Consider the following 16,925-nt stretch of genomic DNA (forward strand, 5'->3'; position numbering starts at 1 on the left):
CTCTGCTGTCTGAATGAACAATATTTGTTCGAATGTATGGGGTTGTTCAAAGTATAAACACTGATGCGTCAGCCCTGATGACCGTACGAGGCCGCAGCTTGGGCAGATGGTGTTCACGAAAATGCTCGCAGCACTGTTTAAGTGTGACATCATGCTTCTGGTGGAGCTTATCCCAGAAAACTCTGGGATGTTCATTACGCTCAAGTGCACCACGGATTGCAGGGATCAACGCCCTGGCATCAGCGAGTTTAAGGTCGGGATAGCGTCCAATTTTGAGTCTCGCCGCTTTTCCTTGCCAGCGATAGCGATATTGCCACGAGATGGTGCCTCGCTCGGTGACCCGAGCTGACAATCCATCACGGTCTGACAATTCCGTCTTGCCAAAGTAGGGCTTACCATAGAGGGCCCGTAGCTTCGTATCAGTAAGTGGCATATGACTCTCCTGTGACTGGTCATCTGATTTTTCACTGACACATTAACGCGTCCTAACGTGTACACAGATATGTACCAAACTGGTCTGAAACGGACTGAATCAAGATCGGACAAAGTGAGACAATCTGAGATAACACTCCGTATAACGACTTGTTTTTCAAGCATATAGACACAATTCAGAACCACGAAATGAACCAGCAGACAAATCCTACCTTCTATTTCCACGATTATGAGACCAATAATTAATTAATTGAAATTAATTAACTAATTCCCTCCGCATCATATTCTGTACCAGATTTGGTACCGTTTTTGTCTGTGAGCTATTCAGGCTCTGTGAGCGACCCTGCACTAAGTTAAACCTCCATCACTAACTGGATCGATTTTTTGCGCCCAGCCCAGCAGCACGGCGACCACGCTCGCCGTGATGGGCTCGAGACGGACGATCACTCTTCCGCCCCACGGGCCACCGGGTAGCGCAGCTTGATCTCCGCCACCTTGTCGCGCCATGCCTGCTCGGCCTCCGGCGTTTTGTCGTACTGCCACTCCAGGAACAAGGGGTCGGACTCCGCCACGTAGGCGCGCTGGCGGCGCGCCAGTTGCCCCTCTGTCAGCTCATAGTTGTGCTGGGCGAGCACGGAGGCTATGACCTCCTCACTCATGCCCAGCTCCGCCATAAAGGCCGGATCGTAGTTGTCGTGCGTTTCGCCGTCGTATAAGTAGCTCATCTATTTGCCCCGCTCGAAATGTTAAACAGGCTGCAGCGCAGCCGCCAGGTGTTTGCATGCGCGGCGTGCGCACACCACGATTGGATGCATGGTCGGCAGTCGCCTGCCGTTAGCCTGCCTGCCGCTATCGCCCGTTTGAAGCGGCGCAGCTTGTAGCGGATGCGCTTGATGCTGTTTTTGCGCAACAGGCGGTGGGTGGGGTAGATGCGGTAGCCGAGGAAGTCGAGCGCCCTGCCGTTATCCGGCCCAACCGGGAATATCTGGGTCTTGCTGTTAGTGGTCAGGCGCAGCGCACTCCACAGGAACTGCTCGATGCGCGCCCGCCACGTCTGCAGCTGCGCCTTGTCGTGATGCAACACCACAAAATCATCCATGTAGCGGATGTAGTACCGGATGCCGAGATCGTGCTTTGCGTAGCGATCCAACTCGTTGAGATAGAGATTGGCAAACAGCTGACTTGTCAGGTTGCCGAGCGGGATCCCGACACCCGGCCGCCCTGGGCTCGAGTCGATAATGGCATCGAGCAGCCTGAGCGTGCGATCGCAGTGGATGTGGCGGCGCAAGATCGCCTTGAGGCGGGCGTGATCGATGCTGGCGAAATACTTGCTGATGTCCGCCTTCAGGCAGAATAGTGGGCCGTGAGCTTGCCTGATCGCCCGCATCCAGCGCTGTGCCCTGTTTGCCCCGGCATGTACCCCCTTGCCTTTGCGGCAGGCGTAGCTATCGAATATAAAGCGCGGGTCAAGCGCTGGCTCCAGTACATTCATGATCGCCCGGTGGACAACTCGATCCACGAAGCGGGGTGCCGAGATCAGGCGCTGTTTCGGCTCAAAAACATAAAACTCCTCGTATCCGCCGGGCTGATAGCTGTCGTGCAGCAGATGATTGTGGGTGTCGTGCAGGTGCTCTTCCAGGCGCTGCATGTAGCGCAGGGAGGCGGGCGAGGTGCGTTTTCCGCACAGGCAGCGCAGGGCAGCCTGGTGCAGATTGTCAAACGATATGATTTGGTCGTACATGAGGGCCTTAAAGTCGGCGGACCGGCGCACCGGTGCCGCCTGTTCAGTTTTTCGGCGATAGCCGAGGCATCGACATCCCTTTGATAATGCACTGGACAACGCCCCGTGAGGTGTTGCCTTCTGGCTGCTGCCAAAGGCGGGGCGAAACCCAATGTTCGTGTTCGTGTTCGCGCGTGAATTGTTCAGATTGAGCGCAGCCAGGCCAGCGTTGGCCCCGTTGTTCCAATTGCCGCCACGATACGGGAGTCGCATGATGTCGGAGCCCATGATTAGGCGGCTCGCTCGTATTTGAGCCAGCCGCCGATCATCCTGCCGATCTCGAGATTGAGACCGCTCCAGTGCTGATATTTGTTGATGGGTAGATAGGTCAGGTCTTTGGCCAGCCTGATCTGGTTTTGCAACACCGCCAGTTCGACATCGAGATCGGTGAGCGTGGTCTTCTTGTGATAGCGCTTCGCCGCCGTAATGACGAGGCGCAATAGCGTCAACATGCTGGTCCTGATCTCGGCCGCCAACACATGCTTCTCTGACTTCGGAAACTGGCGCAGGGCGATGTGCCCATACTGCATCATGTCGCGGATCCGCTGCTCAATAACAAGAGGCTGTTTATCCATATCAATCCTATTTACATAAGCGCCGCTATCGCGACGCCATCAAAACTCAAGGCTCAGGGCTCAAGCAAAGGCGGGGCGAAACCCAACGCTCGTGGTCGTGTACGCGCGTGAATAGCTCAGAATGAGCGCAGCCAGGCCAGCGCTGGCCCCGTTGTTCCAATCGCCGCCACGACACGGGAGCCGCTCGCCGAAGTTACGCATATAAAGGGTGCCCTGTGGCAATGCATTGGCTGGCTCCAGCAGCAGCCGCTTCATCGCCAGATTGCTGACGTAGCCGCCCGACTTTGTCATTGAGCGCCAATCTACGCCGGCTGAGTTGCCAGCGTTCGCATTGTCGCCGACAGTGCCGAGCCGATTGATGATCTTGTTTGACAGGATTGTGACGCCGCCAGTTGGGGTGCTGGCGTCGAGATAGGCACCGACAAACGTCCAGCTCGCCTCGGCCTGCGTATTGTGGGAGGACAGCTTAAAGCAGCCGTCTTGCAGCAGGAATCCGTCCTGCCACTCCCATACGTTTCCCACCAGATCGGCGATGCCGGCCGGTGATTTGTTGTGCGTTGCCTCGACGCCCATCGAGCCGGTCTGGGTTCGCCCCGTGCCGGCTGTATCACCCGGCGCCCTATTGTCGGCCCGATCGCCTACCATCCAAGTCTGGGCGTGACTGCGCCCCCAGTTGGTATTGCCAATTGGCTCGTAGCCGTTGGCCATGCACCATAGGGCGATTGCCGCCCATTCGTGCGCTGTCATCAGATGCCAGCCTGCGCCTTTTGCACTACAGGCGTTGCGGGCGGCGGTGTGATCGAGCCAGGTGCGGGGATCTTGCCGCGGCGCGCTGACAGCGCCGGAGCCGGACGCAAGATAGGCGCCGATGAATATCTCGCTCTTGATGCTGCCGCTGCCAAAATCGAACGCCGTCACATCGCCAGTGCCCATATCGGCAGTCATGCCCAGGTCGGCGTAGCTGAAGCGCGGCAGCACGAACATAGCATTGGCGTTGCCAGCGCTGTCGCGAATGATGGTCTGGCTGCCGCCGGTTGCCCGCTCCAGAGAGTAACGCTCCGAGTCAAGGATTGCGGGGCCGCCCACGCGCATCAGCGAGCCGGTCCCGGCTTCGGCCGTGGCATTGGCGGCCGCAGCGGCGCGATCCGCTTCGGTCTTTGCCCGGTCGGCTTCGACCTTGGCGCGGGCCGTCTGCCCCTCCCCCTCGCTGGCGACTTTCTTCCAACTGGGGATGGTGGTGTTGGCGCCGGTGTCCGGGTTGAGAATGGACACATCCCCCGAACCGGTCAGCCAGGTCATCATGCCGTCAAACCAGGTGCGGTACTTGCCGACCAGGGAGGCCAGGTCGGCGGCAAACTGGCTGATGGTCGAGGTGCGGGTGATGTCGATCCGGTACGCCTGGTTAGCCAGAGTGCCGCCGCGATAGGCATCAACCAGCAGGATGCTTTCATCGCTGACCACCGTATCCACTTCATAGGCGGCATTGTCTGGGCCATAGAAGGTGTGGCCCTTCTGGATAGGGAGGGTGCCGGTTTTCCACTTGGTGCCAAAACCGGTGATGGTCTTGCTGCCATTCGTCACCGTCACGTTGCCGGTGCGCTGCCAAAGTCCTGCCATTGCAAAGTTCCTTGAAAAGAAAACCCGGCACAGGGCCGGGTTGTTGTGGTGGCGATTTTCCGCCTATTACTGAGTGAACACCATGGCGACCGAGCCGCGCACTCGATAACCGCCCGTGAAAGCGATGGTAACGGAGGTGACCTGGTTGGGCGGGATCACCACCGTTCGGCCACACACTGTGCTTGTGAAATTACCTGACCCGGTTGCAGACACCGAATCCGAGGTGGTAGAGCCATTAACAGTGATTGAGCAAGATGCTGAGTTTGTGATCTCCTTGTCAGCGTGGTCTCCGCCCCCTCCCTGGGTACTACCTCGAGCATAAATTTCTATGCCAGAGATCACCAGGTTTCGGGTACGGGAAAACGCCGGGATGGTAAACGAAACCCGGTCGCTGGTGATGTAGGACTCCAGGGCATAGACCCGCGTCACATCGCCTTCAATCTGGTTAACGCTCAGTTTTCCCAGGATCTGGCAGTTCTCTCGCATCACCACGTTGTTAAACGTGCCGCTGTTGGCATTCACCTCGCCGGTAAACGAGCCGGCGGCCGCGTACAGCTTGTTGGTGCGGATAGTGCCATCGGCATAGATGATGGTGTGCCACCCCTCGCCCCAGCCACTATAGGGGCCGCCCCGACCAAAGCCGGCATTGCCGCCCTTGAAGTCGCTGTTCACGATGGTGGCCGCGTCGATGTCGGTGACCTTGATGTACTTGGCGATCACGTTGCCGATCTCTGCCGTGTCCATCATGGCGTGGTTCATGAACACAGTGCCGTTTTTAATGATGAACGGGTGGCGTTTACTGGCGGCGCCCGCTGCCCGCGACATCACGGCAAACACATCGGTATCCACGACAAAGGAGGTCAGCGTGGTGCCGTCCGCGTTCAATTTGACGGACAGCCCAAAGCCGCCGCCCTCGCCGTTGATCTTCGCCTTGGTGTACCAGCCTGCCTCGACCTCCCCGCGCAGGTTGGCCGTCGCGGTGGCGCCGCTCTGGACGGCGGCGTTGGTGTTGTTGAGGTTGGCCTGCACCTTGGTGATGGCCTCGGCGTTGGCCTTGTCTCCCGCCACCTGGGCCTGCTGGGTCTGCTGGATGGCCGCATTGAGGGTCTTGTCGCCCTCGGTCACCTTGGCCTGCAACTGGGTCACCTGGTCAGACAGCGCCTTGTCCCCCGCCGCCTGGGTGCGCTGGGTTTCCAGGATCGCCGCGTTGAGGGTCTGATCGTCCCCCTCCAGGGTGGCCTGCAGTTTGTCCATGCGGGTAGCCAGCGCACTGTCACCCGTCACCTGGGCCTGCTGGTTCTTCTTGATGGCCGAATCGAGCACCTTGTCATCGGCCACCACCTTGGCCTGCAACTGGGTCAGTTGCTCGGCCAGGGCGCTGTCACCGGACACCTGGGCCTGCTGGGCTTGCTTGATGGCCGCATCGAGCACCTTGTCGCCCGCTACCACCTGACCTTGTAGCTGGGTCAGCTGCTCGGCCAGGGCGCTGTCACCCGCCACCTGGGCCTGCTGGGTCTGCTGGATGGCCGCATTGAGGGTCTTGTCGCCCTCGGTCACCTTGGCCTGCAACTGGGTCACCTTGTCAGCCAGCGCCTTGTCCCCCGCCGCCTGGGTGCGCTGGGTTTCCAGGATCGCCGCGTTGAGGGTCTGGTCGTCCCCCTCCAGGGTGGCCTGCAGTTGCGTGACCCGCTCGGCCATGGCCTGGTCGGCGGCGCTCAGGGTGCGGTTGCTTTTCTCCAGGGCGGCGGCGGTCTTGCTGTCTGCCGCCTGGTAGTCGGTCTTAAGCTGGCTGATCTCCCGGGCGGTGGACTGCTCCACCCCGGCGATCACCTCCCTCACCCCGGTGAGCGCGGCGGACGTTGCCGCCTGCTCCCCCTCAAACTCGGCCCGGAACTGGGTCACCTCGCGGGCCAGTGCCTGGTGTTCATCTGCCTGGGTATCCTGACGACGAGTGATCGTGGCGCGGGCCTTGCGAGCCCGGTCCTCGTCCTGATCATCTGCCAAGGTGTTGCCGATGCTGGCCAGGGCGGTCAGATCGACTTCTGCTGACAGGTCATCCTGGCGAGCGGCCAGCGCCTTGCCCTGCTCTGCCACGGCCTCAGACAAGGTGCCCACATCGGATTGGGTCTTGTCGGTCTTGGTGGTGAGCTGTTGCAAGGCCTCGCCGGTGGCCTGCTGACCATCGGTGACCACCTTGCCCAGGCTGGTGAGCTGGGCGGCTTGATCGCCGCTGGCTGTCTTGAGCTGGCCGATTTGCTCGGCGAGCGCCTGATCCCCCTGCGCCAGGGTGCGCTGGGTTTCCAGGATAGCGGCGTTGAGCGTCTGATCATCCCCCTCCAGGGTGGCCTGCAGTTGGGTTACCCGTTCGGCCATGGCCTCATCGGCGGCGCTCAGGGTGCGCTTGCTCTCCTCCAAGGCGGCGGCGGCCTTGCTGTCTGCTGCCTGGTAGTCGGTCTTGAGCTGGCTTAACTCCCGGGCGGTGGACTGCTCCACCCCGGCGATCACCTCCCGAACCTCGGTCAGACGGGCAGTGGTGGCGGCCTTCTCTCCTTCGAACTTGGCACTGAGATCGGTGACCTCGCTCGCCAGGGCCTGATGAAGATCAAGCTGCACCTGCTGGTCACGGCGAATGGATGCCTCGGCCTGGCGGTGACGCTGCTCCCCCTTATCGCCCGCGAGGGCGTTGGCAATGGCGGCCTCGGCGGCTTGGTCAGCAGCCTTGGCCGTCAGGTCCAGGGTGGCGGTGATCTCGTCAAAGCGGCCAGCGGTGATCCCGCCGTCATTCTCGACAATCTGCTCCAGCGCCCGGATCGCGCCCTCGGCGGTGTCGGTACGCACCTCGACCCCGCTGACCCGCTCAGCCAGCACCTGGTCAGCCTCGGTGCTGACCCGCGCCACTTCGGTGATGTTGGCCAGCAGGGTCTGGTCGCCCCCCTCCAGCTCGGCCTTGAGGCCCGACACTCGCTCGGCTAGGGCCGACTGGGCATCGCTGTTGACGGTGATCCGTTGCTCTGCCGCCGCGAGCCGTTCGCCCTGCTCGGTCACGGTGGACTGGGCGGCCTTCTGCTGGATCTGCCCCAGGGCGGCATCCAGGGAGCTGCTGACCTCGGTCAGGCGCTGCTGTTCGCTGGTGAACTCCGATTTGGTGACCGTCTGGGTGATCTTGGCATTGATGCCATCCAGCACCTGCTCGGCCTCGGTCAGCCGTTCGCCCTGGGCATCCACCACTGCATGATCGGCCTTGGTGGCCAAGGTGCCGGTGGCGGCGTCCAGTTTCTGGTTGACCTCGGTAAAACTGGCCTGGGTCTCGTCGCGCAACGCCCGCACAGCGTCCATCTCGATCTGGCCGGTGCCCGGATTAACCGTGAAAATGGCATCGCGAAGATCGCCCATTTCACTCTGTACACGGTCAATCTTGCCGTGCAGCTTGTCTTGCTGCAGGACTGCGCCGATCCCCATCTGTCCCAGGCTGTCTTGCTCGTCGCGCAGCAGGCTTTCGGTCTGTGTCGCCCGCTCATCGAGCGCGGCCAGGGCAGACCCCAGCCCAGTCAACTCCCGATCGATCACCGGCACTCGCTCGGCAATCGGCGCGACCGTCTCGCTCAGGTCGGTAAACTCCCGTTCGACTTGCTCCAGCTGCCCCACGATGTCAGGGATCGCCTGGTCAACGATGTCCTTGATCTGCTCGATGGGCTTGCGCAGCTCCTCGCGCAGGTGTTCGCCACCGATCTCCCCATCCAAGATGTCGAGAATGGAGGCGGCGTCGTAGGAGGTTTTCCCGCTGGCCGCAAACAGACCAGATTTGCCGTAGGCGTTGACGGCCCGCAACCACACGTAATAGGTGGTGTCTGGCTGCAACCCTTGAAACGTCATGAACGCACCCACGCCTGCATTGGTGGCCTTGGTCTGCACCTCGGCCAGGGGCAGCTGCACTTTGCTCCACCACCATTCGCAGAGGGTGCCGTAGGACTGGCCACCGGTGAACACCGGGCGGAAGGCCAGGGACCAGTTGCCTGCCTCAACCTCGACCCCCACGGGGATAGCGGGCACCTGGATGGTGAAATTGACCGACGCAACCGGCGACGGGGCGCCGGTCATGGCGATGGCGCGGACTTGGCCCACGTAGTTTCCGGCCGCCAGGCCATTCACCCGGCAAGATTGCCCAGGCACCTGGGCGGTCAGCACAGTGACCGGCGCTTTGCCTGGCTCGATGCGCTGCACGATCACCTGGTTGTAATTGACTGTGCCGCTGTTGCGCCAGCTGAGCACCCCTTGCACCACCTCGCCTACCGTCTCCACGTCATAGCGCAGCTGATCCGGCATGGCCACGCCACCGGTTGGCAGCTCGGTTATTGTCGGTCTTTCCATCGGTTTGCCGATGGCATCGGCCCAAAAATCGGGCGAATCCTCGCGCAGGGTGAGATCCACCCCACCATCCAGGCTGAATGACCAATCTGTGACGCGATACTCTGTGCCATTGATGCCCATGGCCGGTAGATAAAACCGGATGGTCTGGCCGGGGCGATAGCGCCAGCCAGAGAGGTTAACCGAGCAAGTCACAGTGCTGGCAGCGCGGCGCTGACGCAGGATGATATTGGCGATACGCTGGGCCTGGTGTTCGCTGGTAACACAGCGCAGATCGAGATCTTCCAGCAGCGGCTGGCCGCCATCCTCTTCCACCCACTGCGGCACGATAACCGCCGGGAAGTCGGTTTTTTTAAAGGTGATCGGGTCAACGAAGGTGCCTGCCACCTGGTTGATTTTGTCGCTGCTCGATGGCTCTGGCAGCAGCTCCAGATCCCCTATCAGCTGATAGGGGCGCAGCTCGTCACTGGCGGGGCCATAGTAGGCACCGGCCAGAATACCGAATTGGCCGCCGATATAGGTCGGCTGGCCACAGCATGCCATGTGCAGGGCTTCCAGCACCTTGGCGCGGGGCTCGGTCAGGTCGAACTCCACGTTGGTGGTATAGCGCGGCTCCACCTTGCCATCGGCGACCGTTACTATCTCGTCACAGATATTGGCGGCAACGATAAACTCGTCCATGCGGATCTCGTCATCTGGCACCCCTAGCCAGCTGCGGTAGTAATCGAGGATCACCAGGGCGCTGTTGTCGCTCCATTTCCACTTGTTATCGCGGGGATCCCAGACCTCCTTGCCGAACTTCTCGATCTTGATATTGGGCAGACCGGCGGGGAACTTCTCGGCGTCAAACTTGAGCGATAGGCGTAACCAGGTAATCCCCTGGCCGATCATGTCAGACTTCCAGTCGGCGCACTTATCAAGCAGGTACGGGTCTGCCGTCTGGCGATCTATATGGAGCTCCCAACTGACCAGATCGCCATAGGTGCCGATCACGTCATCACCGAGCCAGATATCACCAATGCGGGTCAGCTTGGTGCCAGACAGTACCAGGGCAAGGTGCAGCCATTCGCCTTCGTCCTGCTCGCCGGGTTCCTCGGCGGCAAAGCTCATCAAGCCGGAGGAGATCACCCGACCATAGACGCAGCTCTTGTCACTGGCAGCGGCCCGCAATACCTGGCTGCGTTCGCTGGCGCTGGTGTAGTCACCGAGGCTGGGCTTTTTCATGGTGAGCATCATGGTGGCGCTCATCACTGCCGAGCCGATGGCGATGGCCGTGGCGGTGGATACAACCAGGGCAGATCCGGCACCGGCTGCGATACCTGCGATAACGGGGATAGCGGCGGCGGGCATTACTCGACTCTCCAGGCAAACAGGGGAACAGCGTCAGGAATGGGGCGGGCACCCTGCTCGGTCATGGCCCATACCTGACCGGCCCACATCACGGCGGCGGTCTGGCCCTGCGGGCCGTCAAAAACCAGGGCATCACCGCGCTGGGCCATCGCCACCGGGATCCGCGCAAACAGCGCATCGAGGGCGGATGGGATATCGCCATGGGTTTTGGCGAGCACCCGCTTGGCTCCGATCTCGGTGCTATAGCGCCCGCGATAGGCGGCGGCAGGGTCTTTGTCACAGGCCGCCCGACAGACATCCGCCACAAACAGACAGCAATCATTTTCACCCCAACAAAAAGGCCGCTCACTGGCGGCCTGAATGGTCTTGATGATGCGGATTTGCCAATCTGGATGGCGCATGGTCAGTCCTTATAAACAAAGCCGGGGGCGTCTTTTTTGCTACCAAAGTAGATAGAGCGGTCTGCCATCTCGTTCTGGTATCGGAAGAAACGGTCATTGGGGTACAACCGTCGGTGACTCTCGTCGGTGTTGCGCATATTCAGCCCCTTCTGCCAATCCTCGAAGATATTGGAGATGGTGAGCTGAATGGTGTTGGTCTTGCCCGCTTTGATGGGGGTCTGGGCGATGCGTCCCTTGAATTGCAGGCAGGCTTTGAGCGGCACCTCGGCGGGGCCGATCACCACCAGATAGAGCCAGGCCATCCGGTCAACGATGCGCTCGCGCATCACCTCGGCCAGCATACTGTCATCGAGCCCGGAGAGGCTGACATTGAGCTTGGTTGGCGAGGTAGACAGCTGCTCTTTCTGAGCGCTGACTGCCCCCATCGAGCCCACGCCGTAATAGGTCTCGCCGCCGATCACCAGCTCACCGAGACCGGAGTGAATGCGGCTGATGCCGCTCACCAGATCCAGCTTGAGCGCATAGAGCGCTGACACATGGGGCTGGTTAAGGGCGGCCATCACATCGGGATCAAGGCCGACAATCATGGATAGAAGCTCTCCACAAACTTGATGGTGCCAAGGTCACGCACCCTGGCGTTCAACCGGCGGGACTTGCCAGCCCCAGCACCATCCAGGCGAAACACCCCCATCGGGCGGGCAACCATCAGAGGGGTTCCGCTGGGATAGTTGTTGCGCAGCATCGGCGCAACACGCACCGTGGCAGCGCCGGAGAGATCGGATTGCACATCCGCCACCACCCGCTTTAGCTCGTCACCGATCTGGATCCAGTCGCCACGGCGCAGCACCAGGGTGGATGGTGTCCAGCCACGGCTGGTAAAGCTGGTGCGCATGGTCAGCCCCTCACTGACGATGGGGGCGCCATGCACCGGCTGGATCGGATGGGCAAAGTCCCACATCCGCACCCGGCTGGATGGGCCGTCCAGCTGGGCGATAAACGCCTCAAAGCGGCGAGCAACGTCTCCCTCCATCCGGCCCATGGTCAGCTCCATCAGCCATTTGCTGCCAGGGGTGCTGGCGACCTGTTCGCTACCGCCCCAAGGGTTTTCAAATATGCGGTGGTTGGTTTGCAGCGCCAGGGTGTTCTCGCGCACCCGGAACTCGGCTGGCCAGTCGTAAGTTTCCATTAAACCCCCAACATTTTTCGACCCTTGCCATAACTGCCAAAGTCCTCAATCATCATCTGGTATCCCTGCTTTGCGGCGGAGGTTATAACCGCATTGCGGTCATCGTCGGTCATATCGGAACTAAAGTGCAGGTGCTGCTCGAACACAGCACCAGCGGCAGCAGCGCCACCGCCGCCACTCATCAGCTGGTCATACATCTGGTCGATGCGCTGGGCTGATTTGTTGGTGTAAACCCGCTCACCCTTGTCGAGCAGCCAGGTGCCCTCGCTCGGGATCTCCTCAATCCCTGAGTGGGCCATACCGGCAATCGAGGTGCCTACAACCAAACCAATGGATATCGCCGTCTGAGCTTCTATCATGGCGCGAGCAGCTGCAGCGCCTATCAGGCCGCCGGTCATGGCGGCAAACGCCTCAGCACCGGCGGCTGCTTGCTGACCGGCGATAATGATGGATGGGATCGCCATCAGCTTCTGGGCGGCCAGCAGCGCCTTCATTACCCCGGTTTGCTCCTTGCCTGACTGTGACAGCATGTCGGTGGTCAGACCGATGGTCTGGCTGGTAAAGCTGAGCATGTCGCGGGCGGCTTGCTGCTGCAGGTTCTTCTGCTTCTCAATCCGCTGACGCTCCTGCTCGGCAAGCTGATCCTGCTTGCGCTGATCCGCCTCCAGCTCCTTGGCCATCGCCTCTTCACGCTTGGCCATGTAGTCAGCTTGCTGCTCGGCGAAGTGATCCGCCTCCTTCTGGCGGTACTCCTCTCGCAGCTCACTCAGGCTCTCATAGCCGCGGCGCCGCAGCTCGGCCTCACTCAGTTGCAGTTTGTCGATCTCGGTCAGCCGATCCTCATGGGCCAGCCGCAACTTTTCGAGCTCGTTGGCGTACTGCATATCGAGGGTGGCGAGCCGCTTCTCCCCCTGATCCAACAGCTTCTGGGTATCAGAGCTGGTATCGCGGGAGCTGACCGGCTCGGGCGGCTGGTACTCCGGCTGCTCACCAATTCCAAACCGCTTCTTACCATATGCATCCTGAATGCGGCCGATCTCGGCCTCAATCTCGGCGCGGCGTTGCTGGAGCTCAGGCAAGGCTGAGCGGCCTGCCGTGTCGCCAAGAATGGCATCGAGCAGGCCAACCCCGCCGAACTCCTTTTGCCTGGAGGTCTCTTTGATCTGGTCGTCCAGATCTTTAAGCTCCTCGCGCAGGTTGCCGAGGCGGCGACTCATGCCGTCTATTGTGCGGGGGTTATCCGCCCAACTATCAAACAGGGTTCCCCAGTAGCTCACGGCATAGCCGAGCTTTTCGGTTAGCCAGTCGATTTGCTCGGAAGCACCGAGCACCCCCTGGGCAAACGAGCTCTGCAGGCGCAGGCTGATGTCCTTTAGCTTCTGATCCAGCTCTTTTAGCTGGCTGATATCGGTCTCTGACAGCGCCACATTTAGGCTTCTATAGTGGCTGGTTAACCTCTGTAGCTCTGCCCCATGGTTCTGCAGGAGCGGCTGCAAAACAGAGACATCGTTGGCAATCGACTCCAGATAAAAAACTTGCTCGGCGGCGGAAACATTTGTTGCATCCATCGCATTTTGAATTGCAACAAGCGCATCCGGGCCAGCCATTTGTTGTAGTTTCTCGATGGTTAACCCGACTTTTGGGGCTATGTTATCCATCCAGTCCTTGAACTCGCCGCCGCCAGTAGCCGAGAAGTCGCCGAGCTTATCCTGTACGTCTTTGAGCATGTCTGACAGCTGATCGCCGCTAACGTTGTATTGCTCTGTCGCGTATGTCAGCTCCTGCATCACCTCCACAGACACGCCAGCTTTCAGGGCCATCTGCTCCATCTCTCGGCCCTGCTGAGCCAGCGAGCTAACCGAGGCAGCAAGACCCACAGCCGTACCAGTCAGACCGAGTACGGCACCTTGCACCACACTGAATCCCTGCACGATAGCGACAGATTTTTCAGATAACAGATCGGCGGTATCGTTGAATGAACGACCAAAACCAAACGTGGCATCCTCGGCGTTTTTTGCATCTTGCGCGTAGCTTTTCAGTACCCCGATAGCTGAGCGAACATCCGCATTCAGCTTGCTTGGGTCAGCACTGAGCAGCACTCTTAGATCAGCGACATCAGTCGTCATGTAAAAGACTCCACACCGGGGATAGTGGCGGCGAGCGCAGCCACATCGTCACAGCTCTGCTCTGGTCGTTCAGGGCGGTTGTAGTAAAAATCAGAGGGGGCTGGGCAGTTCTCGGCGCCAAGGTGCGGCAGCAGGTTGGTGTAGCAGATCTGCCCCATTTTATACTGGCCGAGCCGGTAATCGAACGGGTATTCGGCGAAGTGGCCGCACCACTCGATATACTCGGTGCTGCTGATCTCGCTCAGCATCCGCCGCCAGTCCAGGCGGCGACACTGGCGGGCCATCATCATGACCCGCTGGCGCTCCCCCTCTAACCTTTTTTTGGGTCAACCGGCTCCGGCTTTTCCGCATCTTCGGCATCCGCTTTGGCGAGGCTGGCCAGCCCGCTGATCTCCTTGACTGCCATCGCCATGCGCAGCACATGGGCCGAGTCTGGGTAATGGGCCAGCACCCAGGCTTTCATCTGCTCGATATCGAGCTCTGGGTGCTTGTGGTGCAGCCCCATCGCGGCCAGCAGCAGATTCAGCTCGTAGGTGATGCGGTGAATGGCCAGCAGGGTTTTCTGCTGTGCGCGCTGACTGGCTTGCTCGTCCACCTCCGGCCAGTCAACGGAGAGCAGGGCCGCCTGATAGTCAAACAGCTGCAGGCCGTTTAGCTGCTGCAGCTCGACCTTTTCAGAGCCAACCTTGCTGGTGAGTGTCAGCGTGCGGCGGGCAACCAGGGCACTCATGCCGCATCCTCTTCGGCCAGAGACGGCTTGCCGGAGAGATCCACCTTCACGGTGCGGGTGATGGTCTCCTTGATAGCGATAGGCTTGCCGATGCTGGAGATAAAGCCGTAGAAGCCATCCACCTTGCCGTTCGGGTACTTGATCAGGAACCAGCGCAGTTCTCCGCCCAATTCAGTGACCAGGGTTTTCTGGGCCGCGTCATCCGGTTTCCATGCCAGGGTGAAGCCCAGCTGACCCGCATCTTTCTGGCCAGGGGTTTTCTCTTTCCAGTCCGGGTTGGCCGCATCGAGATAATTCTCTTCAGTTGTCTCGACCGACATATCCGGTGGGGTCAGCTCTTTGATATCCGCCAGCCGCACCACTGAATCAGCGGTGGCGATGCTAGGCTTGGTCGGCCCCGGCACTTTGGCCATATAGAGCTCGGTGCCAGCGCCCTTGACGGTTTTATTGGTATCGGTCATCAGTTATCACTCCAACTTGCGTTAAAGGTCAGGGTCAGGCTGGACAGCCCGGTGCCCTGTTCGTCCAGGCCATAGCTCCAGTTGGCCAGCTCCAGCCCCTCATTAAGCAGGCCGTTCAGGTTGGCGCCGGCCAGTGGGTCGAGATTCTCTGCCAGCACATCGAGCTCGGCATCGGCCTGGTTGCTCTCCATCACATAGAGCGACACCATCAGCTGGGCGCTGTCGCCTGGCATGTCAAGCGCATACTCGGAGGGGGCGCCCTCCATCAGGTAGCAGAAGGCCACCGGCAGATCTTCCTGGTCAATCGAGAATGGCCGGTTGGCAAAAACCACCCCAGGGGATGGGCTAGGATTGCGGCCAAGCAGTTCGACAACCTTATGGGCCAGCGCCTGCCGGATAAGGGTTCGTTTGGTCATAGTGAGTCCAATAAAAAACCCGCCGAAGCGGGTTATTTGGTGGTTGAGGTTTGCCGCCTGGCATCCCATCGGTTGAACATGCCGTTGAGTACCAGCGTCATGCCGACCGTGATGGCAAAGCCAAGCCAGCCGCCCTGATAGGTGCCCGCCGCGATCAGCGCCAGCATCAGCAGGGCCACGGCGATTTTCAGGATGATCATGCTCTCTCCTTCTGTTGAGATCAGGATCCTAGCCTCATTTAATCGCCAGTTGAAGCTGACGCAGCAGCGCCTGCTGCATTTCGCGGGGCATGTCACGGCTCATCGCTGCTTTTGCCTCGCGCTCGTAGTGCTCGGTGATCGGGGTGACCAGCGGGATCCGCATCACTTCCAGGGCGTGACGCCCCTTGCCGACACGGCGCAGGATCTGCCAGCTCCTGAGTTTCGTGTCAGAATACTTACCGCCGCGGCGATACTCACCGAACCCCTTTGAACCATCAGCAACAAAACCACCGGATACGCGATGGCGGCCAACCTGCATGTCGCCAGCCTGATAAGTCCCCCCACGCCTTGTCAGCCTCTGCTGAGCAGGGCCGAGCTTGATCATGGGGATTGGGCGGCGGCGAACCCTGATCACTGAGTTAGGTGACTGTGGGGTGGCCTTGAATATCTTCACTCGTGGCCTTAGCAACTTGGCCGGAACCTTCACTCTCTCGTCCTTTGCCGTCATCCTTATTGCCCTACCTGATGCACGAACACTGATCCGGTTAACGGCTTGCGCACTAGCCTTTGGAACAACCTTGGCATGTATGGCAGTAAGATTATCAACGGCTTTTTCAAGGTCTTTCTGGATGGCCATACCGCCTCACTTGATGGGAATGATCAGCTGACCTGCTCTCATATAGGGGACCTCTCTGACGGTAGTAACCAGGCCAAGGCTTGGCACCTCTACCTTGTCACCGTTACGGAAACGCACCCCTGGCGGCGGGCAGCTCACCGCGAGCTCGCGCAGCACTGTCGCCACCTGGGCAAACGCATCTGGCTGTTCGTCATAGATCACGGTCAGCGGCTGCCCGGCGACAACGGCAGGGATCCCCATGGCCTGATCAACGGCCACATTGAGGCGACTGACAGCCCGCTGCCAACGGGAGCCGGTCACCATTACTGGACGATCAGCGCGTCGGCGTAACCGCTGGCGCCGCTACTGACCAGCTTGCCGAAGTCGTCCGCGTCCTTGGTGGTGTCCGCGACCAGCTTGTCACCATCCCATTTGACGGCAGCACCAACCGTGGTCAGCGTAGTGTCGCATGGGAGAGACCAGACACCGGACAGGGCGCCGGTAAACTCGGCTCCGGCAGCGGCTGTCTCCAGCGGGACAACCGTCAGAGCGCCCATCTTGATAGGCTTGCCGGCAACCACACCACCGGTCGGGGCGACAAACGCCAGCTGGGAGCCGGTACAAACGAAATTCTTTGCCATGTTGTGTTCCTGTTGTTTGCCAAAAGATG

General features: G+C 60.3%; 18 protein-coding genes. All 18 read right to left on the bottom strand.

Translation table 11 applies throughout. The features are described 5' to 3' along the window. Positions 1 to 46 precede the first annotated feature (46 nt). The gene (locus tag PG896_RS09770; RefSeq protein WP_270835635.1) at positions 47 to 433 is read right to left on the bottom strand and encodes an Arm DNA-binding domain-containing protein; all 387 of its coding nucleotides are present in this window, start codon (positions 431 to 433) and stop codon (positions 47 to 49) included. A gap of 442 nt (positions 434 to 875) precedes the next feature. Beyond that, positions 876 to 1,157, bottom strand: coding sequence for a hypothetical protein (locus PG896_RS09775; RefSeq protein WP_270835636.1), 282 nt, complete (start codon positions 1,155 to 1,157; stop codon positions 876 to 878). Further along, entirely contained in the window at positions 1,154 to 2,440 is a 1,287-nt protein-coding gene (locus PG896_RS09780) for a reverse transcriptase/maturase family protein (protein WP_270835638.1), read from the bottom strand. Before PG896_RS09780 ends, PG896_RS09775 begins: the two co-directional genes overlap by 4 nt. A 2-nt stretch (positions 2,441 to 2,442) precedes the next feature. Continuing rightward, positions 2,443 to 2,787 carry a diversity-generating retroelement protein Avd gene (gene avd / locus PG896_RS09785; protein ID WP_043162866.1) on the bottom strand — a complete coding sequence of 115 codons (345 nt, stop codon included), beginning with the start codon at positions 2,785 to 2,787 and terminating at the stop codon, positions 2,443 to 2,445. Positions 2,788 to 2,847: 60 nt separating this feature from the next. Next, complete coding sequence (locus tag PG896_RS09790; protein ID WP_270835639.1) at positions 2,848 to 4,404, bottom strand: hypothetical protein; 1,557 nt, start codon at positions 4,402 to 4,404, stop codon at positions 2,848 to 2,850. Between the two features lie 66 nt (positions 4,405 to 4,470). Beyond that, positions 4,471 to 10,119, bottom strand: coding sequence for a phage tail tip protein J-related protein (locus PG896_RS09795; protein ID WP_270835640.1), 5,649 nt, complete (start codon positions 10,117 to 10,119; stop codon positions 4,471 to 4,473). Then, positions 10,119 to 10,520, bottom strand: coding sequence for a DUF6950 family protein (locus tag PG896_RS09800; RefSeq protein ID WP_270835641.1), 402 nt, complete (start codon positions 10,518 to 10,520; stop codon positions 10,119 to 10,121). Before PG896_RS09800 ends, PG896_RS09795 begins: the two co-directional genes overlap by 1 nt. A 2-nt stretch (positions 10,521 to 10,522) precedes the next feature. Next, positions 10,523 to 11,107: a hypothetical protein gene (locus PG896_RS09805; protein WP_270835642.1), complete on the bottom strand. Its 585-nt coding sequence runs from the start codon at positions 11,105 to 11,107 to the stop codon at positions 10,523 to 10,525. After that, complete coding sequence (locus tag PG896_RS09810) at positions 11,104 to 11,706, bottom strand: hypothetical protein (protein WP_210538058.1); 603 nt, start codon at positions 11,704 to 11,706, stop codon at positions 11,104 to 11,106. The genes PG896_RS09805 and PG896_RS09810 overlap by 4 nt, the downstream gene beginning before the upstream one ends. Further along, positions 11,706 to 13,832, bottom strand: a complete 2,127-nt coding sequence (locus tag PG896_RS09815; RefSeq protein WP_270835643.1) for a hypothetical protein — start codon at positions 13,830 to 13,832, stop codon at positions 11,706 to 11,708. The genes PG896_RS09810 and PG896_RS09815 overlap by 1 nt, the downstream gene beginning before the upstream one ends. Beyond that, the gene (locus PG896_RS09820; protein ID WP_270835644.1) at positions 13,829 to 14,122 is read right to left on the bottom strand and encodes a phage tail assembly protein T; all 294 of its coding nucleotides are present in this window, start codon (positions 14,120 to 14,122) and stop codon (positions 13,829 to 13,831) included. The genes PG896_RS09815 and PG896_RS09820 overlap by 4 nt, the downstream gene beginning before the upstream one ends. Positions 14,123 to 14,142: 20 nt before the next feature. Continuing rightward, a complete protein-coding gene (locus PG896_RS09825; protein WP_270835645.1) occupies positions 14,143 to 14,562 on the bottom strand; it encodes a hypothetical protein in 420 nt (139 codons plus the stop codon). Beyond that, positions 14,559 to 15,023 (bottom strand): phage tail tube protein, encoded by a 465-nt coding sequence (locus tag PG896_RS09830; RefSeq protein ID WP_201903007.1) that lies wholly within the window; start codon positions 15,021 to 15,023, stop codon positions 14,559 to 14,561. Before PG896_RS09830 ends, PG896_RS09825 begins: the two co-directional genes overlap by 4 nt. After that, positions 15,023 to 15,439, bottom strand: coding sequence for a phage tail terminator protein (gene gpU, locus PG896_RS09835; protein ID WP_210538062.1), 417 nt, complete (start codon positions 15,437 to 15,439; stop codon positions 15,023 to 15,025). Before gpU ends, PG896_RS09830 begins: the two co-directional genes overlap by 1 nt. A 32-nt stretch (positions 15,440 to 15,471) precedes the next feature. Further along, positions 15,472 to 15,639: a hypothetical protein gene (locus PG896_RS09840; protein WP_164980045.1), complete on the bottom strand. Its 168-nt coding sequence runs from the start codon at positions 15,637 to 15,639 to the stop codon at positions 15,472 to 15,474. 34 nt (positions 15,640 to 15,673) lie between these two features. Continuing rightward, positions 15,674 to 16,276, bottom strand: a complete 603-nt coding sequence (locus PG896_RS09845; RefSeq protein ID WP_210538063.1) for a phage tail protein — start codon at positions 16,274 to 16,276, stop codon at positions 15,674 to 15,676. 6 nt (positions 16,277 to 16,282) lie between these two features. After that, positions 16,283 to 16,579 carry a hypothetical protein gene (locus PG896_RS09850; RefSeq protein WP_270835646.1) on the bottom strand — a complete coding sequence of 99 codons (297 nt, stop codon included), beginning with the start codon at positions 16,577 to 16,579 and terminating at the stop codon, positions 16,283 to 16,285. After that, positions 16,579 to 16,896: a DUF2190 family protein gene (locus PG896_RS09855; RefSeq protein WP_270835647.1), complete on the bottom strand. Its 318-nt coding sequence runs from the start codon at positions 16,894 to 16,896 to the stop codon at positions 16,579 to 16,581. The genes PG896_RS09850 and PG896_RS09855 overlap by 1 nt, the downstream gene beginning before the upstream one ends. Positions 16,897 to 16,925 lie beyond the last annotated feature (29 nt).

Origin of the sequence: Aeromonas sp. QDB30 (assembly GCF_027707645.1) — a bacterium.
GTDB classification, from domain to species: Bacteria; Pseudomonadota; Gammaproteobacteria; order Enterobacterales; family Aeromonadaceae; genus Aeromonas; species Aeromonas caviae.

What these genes read in the sequence shown, in the direction of transcription:
- PG896_RS09770 (WP_270835635.1), bottom strand. Translation starts at nt 433, where the DNA reads ATGCCACTTACTGATACGAAGCTACGGGCCCTCTATGGTAAGCCCTAC.
- PG896_RS09775 (WP_270835636.1), bottom strand. Translation starts at nt 1,157, where the DNA reads ATGAGCTACTTATACGACGGCGAAACGCACGACAACTACGATCCGGCC.
- PG896_RS09780 (WP_270835638.1), bottom strand. Translation starts at nt 2,440, where the DNA reads ATGGGCTCCGACATCATGCGACTCCCGTATCGTGGCGGCAATTGGAAC.
- avd (WP_043162866.1), bottom strand. Translation starts at nt 2,787, where the DNA reads ATGGATAAACAGCCTCTTGTTATTGAGCAGCGGATCCGCGACATGATG.
- PG896_RS09790 (WP_270835639.1), bottom strand. Translation starts at nt 4,404, where the DNA reads ATGGCAGGACTTTGGCAGCGCACCGGCAACGTGACGGTGACGAATGGC.
- PG896_RS09795 (WP_270835640.1), bottom strand. Translation starts at nt 10,119, where the DNA reads ATGCCCGCCGCCGCTATCCCCGTTATCGCAGGTATCGCAGCCGGTGCC.
- PG896_RS09800 (WP_270835641.1), bottom strand. Translation starts at nt 10,520, where the DNA reads ATGCGCCATCCAGATTGGCAAATCCGCATCATCAAGACCATTCAGGCC.
- PG896_RS09805 (WP_270835642.1), bottom strand. Translation starts at nt 11,107, where the DNA reads ATGATTGTCGGCCTTGATCCCGATGTGATGGCCGCCCTTAACCAGCCC.
- PG896_RS09810 (WP_210538058.1), bottom strand. Translation starts at nt 11,706, where the DNA reads ATGGAAACTTACGACTGGCCAGCCGAGTTCCGGGTGCGCGAGAACACC.
- PG896_RS09815 (WP_270835643.1), bottom strand. Translation starts at nt 13,832, where the DNA reads ATGACGACTGATGTCGCTGATCTAAGAGTGCTGCTCAGTGCTGACCCA.
- PG896_RS09820 (WP_270835644.1), bottom strand. Translation starts at nt 14,122, where the DNA reads ATGATGATGGCCCGCCAGTGTCGCCGCCTGGACTGGCGGCGGATGCTG.
- PG896_RS09825 (WP_270835645.1), bottom strand. Translation starts at nt 14,562, where the DNA reads ATGAGTGCCCTGGTTGCCCGCCGCACGCTGACACTCACCAGCAAGGTT.
- PG896_RS09830 (WP_201903007.1), bottom strand. Translation starts at nt 15,023, where the DNA reads ATGACCGATACCAATAAAACCGTCAAGGGCGCTGGCACCGAGCTCTAT.
- gpU (WP_210538062.1), bottom strand. Translation starts at nt 15,439, where the DNA reads ATGACCAAACGAACCCTTATCCGGCAGGCGCTGGCCCATAAGGTTGTC.
- PG896_RS09840 (WP_164980045.1), bottom strand. Translation starts at nt 15,639, where the DNA reads ATGATCATCCTGAAAATCGCCGTGGCCCTGCTGATGCTGGCGCTGATC.
- PG896_RS09845 (WP_210538063.1), bottom strand. Translation starts at nt 16,276, where the DNA reads ATGGCCATCCAGAAAGACCTTGAAAAAGCCGTTGATAATCTTACTGCC.
- PG896_RS09850 (WP_270835646.1), bottom strand. Translation starts at nt 16,579, where the DNA reads ATGGTGACCGGCTCCCGTTGGCAGCGGGCTGTCAGTCGCCTCAATGTG.
- PG896_RS09855 (WP_270835647.1), bottom strand. Translation starts at nt 16,896, where the DNA reads ATGGCAAAGAATTTCGTTTGTACCGGCTCCCAGCTGGCGTTTGTCGCC.